The sequence below is a fragment of the Salinihabitans flavidus genome (genome assembly GCF_900110425.1).
Lineage (GTDB): Bacteria > Pseudomonadota > Alphaproteobacteria > Rhodobacterales > Rhodobacteraceae > Salinihabitans > Salinihabitans flavidus.
Genome location: NZ_FODS01000057.1, coordinates 1 through 8,210 on the forward strand (window position 1 = coordinate 1; position 8,210 = coordinate 8,210).

Annotated in this window: 9 protein-coding genes and 1 pseudogene; 5 read left to right on the forward strand and 5 right to left on the reverse strand. The window is 60.3% G+C overall.

Features of this window, described 5'->3' with window-relative positions; all coding sequences use genetic code 11:
• Positions 1 to 293, forward strand: a 293-nt coding sequence (locus tag BMW66_RS19460) for an integrase core domain-containing protein (RefSeq protein WP_139196322.1), incomplete at its 5' end; no start/stop codon positions are given.
• A gap of 199 nt (positions 294 to 492) precedes the next feature.
• Here the strand turns inward: BMW66_RS19460 and BMW66_RS19465 are convergent.
• Both BMW66_RS19465 and BMW66_RS19470 read right to left on the reverse strand, forming a co-directional pair.
• Positions 493 to 1,107 carry a hypothetical protein gene (locus BMW66_RS19465; RefSeq protein ID WP_245729570.1) on the reverse strand — a complete coding sequence of 205 codons (615 nt, stop codon included), beginning with the start codon at positions 1,105 to 1,107 and terminating at the stop codon, positions 493 to 495.
• Positions 1,108 to 1,256: 149 nt separating this feature from the next.
• Positions 1,257 to 1,946, reverse strand: coding sequence for a winged helix-turn-helix transcriptional regulator (locus BMW66_RS19470; protein WP_093120818.1), 690 nt, complete (start codon positions 1,944 to 1,946; stop codon positions 1,257 to 1,259).
• Between the two features lie 140 nt (positions 1,947 to 2,086).
• Here BMW66_RS19470 and BMW66_RS19475 point away from each other — a divergent pair, with 140 nt between their 5' ends.
• From BMW66_RS19475 to BMW66_RS19485, 3 genes and pseudogenes are all read left to right on the forward strand, one after another.
• A complete protein-coding gene (locus BMW66_RS19475) occupies positions 2,087 to 3,244 on the forward strand; it encodes an acyl-CoA dehydrogenase family protein (RefSeq protein ID WP_093120820.1) in 1,158 nt (385 codons plus the stop codon).
• Between the two features lie 52 nt (positions 3,245 to 3,296).
• Entirely contained in the window at positions 3,297 to 4,232 is a 936-nt protein-coding gene (locus tag BMW66_RS19480; protein WP_093120821.1) for a carbon-nitrogen hydrolase family protein, read from the forward strand.
• A 328-nt stretch (positions 4,233 to 4,560) separates the two neighbouring features.
• A pseudogene (locus BMW66_RS19485) lies at positions 4,561 to 5,013 on the forward strand (site-specific integrase); the annotation flags it as partial.
• Positions 5,014 to 5,382: 369 nt separating this feature from the next.
• Here BMW66_RS19485 and BMW66_RS19490 read toward each other — a convergent pair.
• From BMW66_RS19490 to BMW66_RS19500, 3 genes are all read right to left on the reverse strand, one after another.
• Entirely contained in the window at positions 5,383 to 6,594 is a 1,212-nt protein-coding gene (locus BMW66_RS19490; protein ID WP_245729571.1) for a PQQ-dependent sugar dehydrogenase, read from the reverse strand.
• Positions 6,595 to 6,811: 217 nt separating this feature from the next.
• On the reverse strand, positions 6,812 to 7,327 hold the full coding sequence (locus tag BMW66_RS19495) for a c-type cytochrome (RefSeq protein ID WP_175483335.1): 516 nt from the start codon (positions 7,325 to 7,327) through the stop codon (positions 6,812 to 6,814).
• 22 nt (positions 7,328 to 7,349) lie between these two features.
• Entirely contained in the window at positions 7,350 to 7,583 is a 234-nt protein-coding gene (locus BMW66_RS19500) for a hypothetical protein (RefSeq protein WP_093120824.1), read from the reverse strand.
• A gap of 395 nt (positions 7,584 to 7,978) precedes the next feature.
• Between BMW66_RS19500 and BMW66_RS19505 the strand changes: the two genes are divergently transcribed.
• On the forward strand, positions 7,979 to 8,210 hold a 232-nt coding region (locus tag BMW66_RS19505; RefSeq protein WP_342741896.1), incomplete at its 3' end, for a helix-turn-helix domain-containing protein.

An 8,210-nucleotide genomic window follows, 5' to 3' on the forward strand; every position in this document is an offset into this window, starting at 1 on the left:
TGACGTCAGACAACACCGAGCGGCTCGCCGAGGCCGGCATCGACACATCAGTCGGCAGCGTCGGGGATTCCTACGACAACGCCCTCGCCGAAAGCATCATCGGCCTGTTCAAGACCGAGGTCATCAAGTTCCTTGGCCCCTGGAAGTCCGTTGGTCAGGTCGAATGGGAAACCCTGAAATGGGTCGACTGGTATAACAACACCCGCCTGCACAGCGCCATTGGCTACGTCACGCCGCAAGAAGCAGAGGAGGCCTTCTATGCAAGCTTGAATGCCGTCGAAAAAGTAGCCTAATCATTGAACCAGAAACTCTCCGGTAAACCCGGGGCGGTTCAGTCACCCGTAGGTTTTTGGAAAGCCAGAGCGTCTGTACGGTCCGGAGCTTGTGAGTTCGCTTGCTACTCAGTTTTGCGCATGCAGCGAATGGCCAGTATGACAGGCCGCTCCGCAGCATCGAAGTCACAAACTGAGAGTCCGCAATGGGCCGTTGTAGTCAGTAAGGACTGGCGCCGACCAAGTCGCTCAGGTAGCCATCACAGCCTTTGAAATAACCAGCGACCCCCTGCATCACGTCCGCCAAAGTCGGTAGATGAAGGTCAGAGTAAGCAACCGGGACCGCATCCCCTTTTCGGTCCACTGGATAACGATACGAATATGATCCTGGATCAATCTTTGCAAACTCGAGAACAATCGCTTCTACTACCGGGTCAACTTCATCCGGATCATCAGTCCCGAAGTGATCCAGCATAGCCAAGAATTCTGCCCACAGTTTCGCCAAATCGTGCGATGTCCAGTTTGGACCAATCCCCGCGTCAGGCCCGAACTTTGCGAGCTGGCACTTTAGGGACAGTTCAAGAAAATGCCGGTAGTTGAAAATTACTGGAAACACGAGCGTGTCTCGCGCAAAGCGATCATTGGCGGAAGCTTCGACCATCAAGTCAGCTGCCTTTTTGTATCCCTCTGTCATAAGGGTCAGGCGTGCAAATCCGTCATCGGCGATATTTGCATTGTCAAAAGGGTCGTCCGCAACTGAGAATGGCCGGTCACCCGGGGATGGCCACCGGAATTCAGTATTCAAAATGGCTTCAAATGTCTTTCTCTTGGCCAATGTAGGCTCCTTTATTTAAAGTCACAGCGTCCAGCTGTGCCAATTCAGTCGGGTTTCGCAAGGGCGAATGGCAGCTATGACGGGTCGCGCCGCAGAATCTCGACCTACTGATGAAAGGCAGCTGTGGGCCGTTCACGCCTTCAGCTTCGTCACGCCACCTGCTTCTTGTCTTTCGCAAAGGGGCTAAGGCCCAGCCATTTCTGCATCATGGCCGCGATTTCCCGGTCCCCCGACAGCACCAGATCGGCCCGCGCAACCGCCGCAGCGACTGTGTCCAGCCCCAGCCAGATCGCGGTCATCGTGCGCAAGCTGCATTCCGCGTAAAGATCGACCTCGAACCCTGGATCGACGTAGCAGGCCTCGGCGCCAGTTTCCGGGTCGATGATCAGCCAGTTGTCACGTTTTTCTGCGGCCAGATCTTCGAATACGAACTGGATACATATTCGTCGGACCGGCAGCGGCGTGGGATCAAGGCACCGGTGCATGTCCCAGATCAGAAGCTCCGGGTCGAGATTGTCGAGCGTCGGGCCGGTCTCGACCCACCGCTGCCCCCAGCTTCCCAGGGACATGATGATCGGGCGCAACTCCTCTCCCGCCTTTGTCAGGCGGTAGGACTTGATGCCTCTTGCGTCCGGCATCGCATCGATCAGACCAGCCGCCTCCATCTCGACCAGCCGCTTCGACAACAACGAGGGCGACATGCGCGGAACGCCGCGGCGCAGGTCATTGAACCGCGTGCTGCCGCACATGAGTTCCCGCACGACAAGAGGCGTCCAGCGGGCGCAAAGCACCTCAGACGCCATGGCGACGGGGCAGAACTGTCCGTAGCTTCCACGCATTTCAACCTCCCGCTTGGCAGGGCAAAACGCCCCGATCTTTAATCTACCACGAAGGTAAGGCCTACCCAGTATAGTTTGTGGACTGGATGCACGTCCTCGGACCTGCAATCCTTCTTGCAGTTGAACAGGAGGATTGATCGATGACTGACGTAGCAGCAGACCTGATCCCGACCCGGCGAGCACCCCTGGAAGATACGGCGCGGCAGTTTGCCGAACGTTGCGCGGAACACGCGGGCGATCATGACCTGTCCGGTGATTTCATCGCGGGCAACTATAAGGCCATGAAGTCCACTGGCCTGGTGGCCGCTGGCGTGCCAACCGAGCTTGGTGGCGGCGGCGCCTCCGTTCGCGACCTGTGCGAGATGCTGCGGATCATCGGCGGGGCCTGCGGGTCCAGCGCGCTTGCCTTGTCGATGCACACACACCAGGTCGCCATCCCGGCCTGGCGCTGGCATCATCAAGCCGCGGCCCGACCGCTGGTTGAACCGCTTCTGCGCCGCGTCGCCGCGGAGAACATCGTCTTGCTCAGCTCGGGCGGATCGGACTGGATCGGCGGATCGGGCACGGCGGAAAAGGTCGATGGCGGCTACAAGATCAAGGCTCGGAAGGTGTTTTCGTCCGGTGCGCCCGTGGGCGACATCTTGATGACCAGCGCCATCTGCGACGAAGGCGGCGAACGCACCGTGCTGCATTTCGGCGCCCCAATGACCGCGGAGGAGGTCACGGTCCTGGACACCTGGAACACCCTCGGGATGCGGGGCACCGGGTCGCATGACATCATGATCGACGGGTTGTTCGTGCCCGATGACAAGATCCCCCTCAGACGGACGGCGGGGGAGTGGCATCCCGGCTTTCAGCTGATCGCCACCATGGCCTTCCCGCTGATCTACGCGACCTACCTTGGCATCGCCGAAAGCGCACGCGAGATCGCCGTGGGCATCGCCGGGATGAAGCCCGTGTCCCACCGGCGGCAATCCACCGCAGGGCGCATGGACACGGCGCTTGCCGCGACCCGGATGGGGCATGAACACATGATCGCCGCGGCGGAACGCAATGCACCGTCCGAGCAAAGCGTCAATGACGTCATGATCGGACGCAGGTTGGTCGAGGAAAACGCCATCCTCACGGTCGAACTGGCGATGGAACTGGCGGGCGGCGCGGGCTTCTACCGCAAGACGGGGCTGGAACGGCGGTTCCGAGACATCCAGGCCGCTCGGTATCATCCGCTGCAAAAAGAGGCGCAGTCGGAATACGCGGGCGCGATGGCGCTTGGTCAGCCGGTCGGCCGGATCTTCTGATTTTGAAGGACGGACAGAGTTTGAATCCCATTTGCATAGCAAGGACCACATCATGACCAAAGTCGCCGTCATCCAGCAGCCGCCAGTTTATCTTGATCTTGAAAAAACGATGTCCCGCGCGATCCAGCTGATCGAAGACGCCGCCCGCGAGGGGGCCCAGATGGTGGTATTCCCCGAGGCGTGGTTTCCCGGCTATCCCACCTTCGTCTGGCGTTTGCCGCCCGGCGCAGGGATGGGGAAGACCGATGAGCTGTTCGGCCGACTTCAATCCAATGCAATCGATCTCAGTCAGGACGGAATGCGGCCGTTGCAGGAGGCGGCAAGAGACCATGGCGTGGTGGTCGTTGCGGGTTATCAGGAACTGGACGGCGCGGTCAGCGGCAGCACGCTTTACAACAGTTGCATCATCATCGACGCGGACGGGACCATCGCGAACAACCACCGCAAGCTGATGCCGACCAATCCCGAGCGCATGGTCTGGGGGTTCGGCGACGGGTCCGGCCTGAACGTCGTCGACACCGCTGTGGGTCGTGTCGGAGCTCTGCTATGCTGGGAAAACTACATGCCCTTGGCGCGATACGCACTTTATGCCCAGAACATCGATATCTATGTCGCGCCGACCTGGGACAGCGGCGACACCTGGCTGGCCACGATGCAGCACATCGCGCGCGAAGGCGGATGCTGGGTCATCGGCTGCGCCACCTCGCTCGAAGCCTCGGACATCCCGACCGACATCCCGCATTACGACGAGCTTTTTCCGAACAAGGACGAGTGGGTGAACCCCGGCGACGCGGTCATCTACAAGCCATTCGGCGGGGTCCACGCCGGACCGATGCATCAGGAGAAGGGCCTCTTGATCTCGGATATCGACGTTTCCGCAGCGCGATCTTCGCGGCGGAAGTTCGACGCCAGCGGCCACTACGCTCGCCCGGACGTCTTCGCGTTGAACGTCAATCGCAGCAGACAGGCGCCGGTGACTTTCGACTGATCCGTCGCAAGTTGCATCGTTTTCGAAAGCCTCACCCTTATGTGGTGCCGCGAAAAGCAGCTTGTCCGCTTACCGACCTTCGTCCGCGGTCGAATGCTGCCAGATGCATGAATGGCCGATCTCGTGAAGCTGCGCTGCGGCGTTGGCGGGGCCCGTAAATGGCCGGTATGGGCCGACCTGGCTCTTTCGCCTGTTCAGCGGCCCCCGGGCCGCCACGAACGCTTCCTGCGCATTCCGCCAGTTCGGGCGCGCCCTCGAATCGGAGGACAAAAGCTCGTCGGTCAACCAGCGCCGCCTCCGCGGCTCGCCGTGCTATCATGGCACACCAATGTCGGGTTGGTGTCGTGGCTGGGCGTGGCGGATCGGAGGAACCGACACGTCCACTGCCAACCTGCCTGCCATTCGCGCCTGCCGCCCTGCTTGGAACAAGGGGCGCGTAGTCGGCCAGAAACGGCCGCTGATGCCGAAACACGTCTGGGCTATTCGTGTGCGCCTCGAGATCGCTGAGAACCACCGCGAACTAGCCCTGTTCAACCTCGCCATCGACAGCAAACTTCGCGGCTGTGACCTCGTGAAATTGAAGGTGGCGGATGTCTATGCGGCGGGCCAGGTCAAGGAGCGGGCCTCAATCGTCCAGAGCAAGACCCTGCGCCCGGTCCGGTTCGAGATCACCGAAGGCACGCGTAGGTCGCTCGCGCGCTGGATGGAGGAGCCGTTGATGGTCGGCTCCGAATACCTCTGGCCGGGCCGCTTCCATGAACGCCTTCACATCTCGACCCGCCTACCCGCCGCAGCTCAGCTCATATCCCGAAGCTGCGGCGCGACTTCAGCAATGGTTACAGCAGGAGGTGTCCTAATGTGGTTCGCCCTGCGAGCCGGGAGGACATTGCGCGGGTCGATGCCCTGCTTTACGGCATCGCCGAAACTCTCGGTCGAAGTTGCGGAAATCTCGATCACTGTTGCGACTGAAATGTTGGCCTCCTCGGCCGGCGGAGCTCTGGGTGACCAGCCACCGTTGTCAGAGGAATTCGGTCTGCGATCGCGCAGGGAACTTGGGGGCGGCGGATCGAAAAAGGGGCCTCCCGTCACTTGGGAGGCCCCTTCCTGAGGTCAGTTGGTGTCGCGCGTGCAAAGCGCCACAGGTTGGACGTCAGCCACCGGGCGTCAGCTTGTGGATGGTGCCCACACCGTCCATTGCCGTGTAGAGGCTGCCGTCGGGGGCTTGGACGAGGGCCCTGAAGCGGCCAGACTGCATCGGCAGGGTCATCTCTGTCACGTCGACCACTGACAGGTCTTCGTCCAGCTCAATCACGTCGATGCGCTGACCCAACGGGGTCCCGCCAAAGCCGATACCCATCAACCCAACGACCATGTTGCCGTTCCAGTCACCCCATTCTTCGCCGGTCAGAAACTCGATCGATGTCATGCCCTGCGACCAGCCATTGTTGCTCCAGATAGGCGGCATCGCGTCCGGGTAGGTGTCAAAGTCGGTCATCGGCATGAAATTGGCCCGTTCGTAGCGGTTCATGCCCTCATTCTGGTTCGGCATGTAGCCACAATACCCGTCGGGGCAATCCTCTCGGCCGGCCATGTTGTCGCGCGGATCCCAGCCGGCATTCCCACCGTTCTCGAGCACGGTAATCTCGTCGGAATGCCATGGACCGTGTTCTGCCGTGATCGGCGCATTGGTTTCAGGATGGAATGTGATGCCCTGAACGTTCCGATGCCCGTAGGTATAGACCCTCGGGTCGAACCCTGCCGGTGGGCTGTTCTCAGGTGCGGCGTTGCCGTCGGTGTCGATCCGCAGAACCTTGCCGCCCATCTTCGTCGGGCTTTGCGGGAGCTCCGCGTTGTGGTTGTCGCCCGTGGTGACGTAAAGATACCCGTCCCCCGGGTTGAACCGGATCCGGCCACCGTTGTGCGTGCCAGTCGTGCCGAACGGGTGATCCGTCGGCGCGGTCTTGTAGGGGATGTCGTCCACGATATCCGTGCGGTCGGCCAGTTCCGTGTGGTCATCGTTGATGGTGAAGCGCATGACACGGTTGGTTTGAGGGTCGGATTTGTTCGACGCTGAGTATACGTATATCCGGTTGTTCTCATCGAAGTTCGGGTCAATGGCGACTCCGTTCATGCCAGCCTGCCCATCGCAGAACAGGTCGTCAGCCACGGTCGCATAGTCCGATACATCCGTGTCGTTCGCCCCCATACCCAAGAGCGCGTTTACGTCGCCCGACGGCGTGAGGACGGAAAGTCCGTTGCATTTTTCGGTGAAGAACATCGTTCCGTCCGGCAGGAACGCCATGTCCCACGGCGCATCAAGCCCCTCGAGAACAACGTTGTGCTGAAGGCTCGTTGTGTTCATACCACTTTGCGCAAGTGCCGGCGAAGCCATGGCGATCGTCCCGATTGCGGCAAGCCACATTTCAATTGATCTGATATATCTCATCGATATCTCTCCTCTCCTGGTCTTTCGGTTTGCCAATGGTCCGGCCTCGGGCGCAGCCTCTCCTTGTCCGGCGAAGATCAATCTTCGCTTCAAGACCTCTTCCGCGACGAAGAGCCCGGTTCGAGGCGGTGTCTCAAGGCTTCTCGGAGTGATTGGCTCCGGAGACGTCGTTTTCCGCCGCGCTGGTTCCGGTCTCGCCTTCGGGCGCGGTCTTCTCGACTGCGAACCGGGCGAGATAAGCCTGTATGTCAAGGGCGTCCTGCTCACCGCGCAGCTTATAGGACATATCGCTACGGGCGCCGGAATCTTCCAGCGCATCGCGGAGGTGACCAGTGGGGTTCTGCACGAAGGAAACCAAATTGGCCACGCCCCAAGTCACCCCAGTTTCGCCATAAGCGACAAGTGAATCGCTGTATGCGAACTCGTCGTACCGCGAGCCAGGCGCCGATCCGATCACGCCGAACAGGTTCGGCCCCGATCCCCCATCACGCCCTGCTATCACCTCGCCTTCCTCGTCCTGAATGACATGACAAAAGGCGCATTGGCGATCAAATATCGCCTCGCCCTCCTCAGCGTCACCATTGGCTTCTTGCGCGACGACGGGTGTTGTAAGGGCGATAATTAAGACAGTTGCCGCTGCGCACTGCATGAAATCTCCTTATAGGGTCATCCTACCAACGTGAGCTAATTGCTTGGGGTTCCGAAGAAATCAGAGAAAAAAAGCGCACATCCTTTGCAGGAGGACCTGCATTCGTCTTTTGGGTCACTGGAGTGCCCGCGCGGGCAGCCGTCGCGCGGGCGCAGCCAAGGTCCGCCAGATGCAGCTTATCGACGAAGAGATCGGCGATCCTCACCAGATTGAATGCGCTGATCCAGTCTTCCAGGCGGTCCGGCAGAAATGTCATCTGTGACCGATCCGTACCCTCGGTGACGCCTGACATGCCGCCCTCCAACAAATATGTCCAAGCTTACCATGGGAGCGGTTCTTCACTCAACCTCGGCCGATTGCGTCGTGAATGAAGACCACTGCTCGTGATATTTCACCGGCAGCTCTTTTCGCTGTCCCGTTGACCAAGGGAGCGCATCAACCGCCAGCTACCGACCTCTGGCGGCCGCCTTGGTCGCGAGTTCGATCGTCAGGTTCCTGCGTATTCCGTTGAAAAACTCTGCTTGATTGCTTGGCTGGCCACTGATTCACTTTCGTTAGGTGTCCCATCCCGGATGATCATATAGACCCTCGCCGAACTGCATTGTTCATGGCAAGATCGATCCTGCGCGAGGTTCGGGACGAGGAAATGACATGCTGATCTCTCTTCACAAGCAGGCCACCACGACGCCGAAGGTGCGGGCGGCGATCCAGGCGAGCACTGAGCCGGCGTGGGTCGTGGCGGAGCGCTACGGCATCTCCGAGCAGACCGTTTGGAAGTGGCGCAAGCGCGACAGCGTGCAGGATCGCAGCCACACGGCGCGCCGGTTGCAGACGACGCTGACGCCGACGCAGGAGGCTGTGGCGGTTTCCTTGCGCAAGAGCC

What these genes read in the sequence shown, in the direction of transcription:
- BMW66_RS19470 (WP_093120818.1), bottom strand. Translation starts at nt 1,946, where the DNA reads ATGCGTGGAAGCTACGGACAGTTCTGCCCCGTCGCCATGGCGTCTGAG.
- BMW66_RS19475 (WP_093120820.1), top strand. Translation starts at nt 2,087, where the DNA reads ATGACTGACGTAGCAGCAGACCTGATCCCGACCCGGCGAGCACCCCTG.
- BMW66_RS19480 (WP_093120821.1), top strand. Translation starts at nt 3,297, where the DNA reads ATGACCAAAGTCGCCGTCATCCAGCAGCCGCCAGTTTATCTTGATCTT.
- BMW66_RS19490 (WP_245729571.1), bottom strand. Translation starts at nt 6,594, where the DNA reads ATGAACACAACGAGCCTTCAGCACAACGTTGTTCTCGAGGGGCTTGAT.
- BMW66_RS19495 (WP_175483335.1), bottom strand. Translation starts at nt 7,327, where the DNA reads ATGCAGTGCGCAGCGGCAACTGTCTTAATTATCGCCCTTACAACACCC.
- BMW66_RS19500 (WP_093120824.1), bottom strand. Translation starts at nt 7,583, where the DNA reads ATGACATTTCTGCCGGACCGCCTGGAAGACTGGATCAGCGCATTCAAT.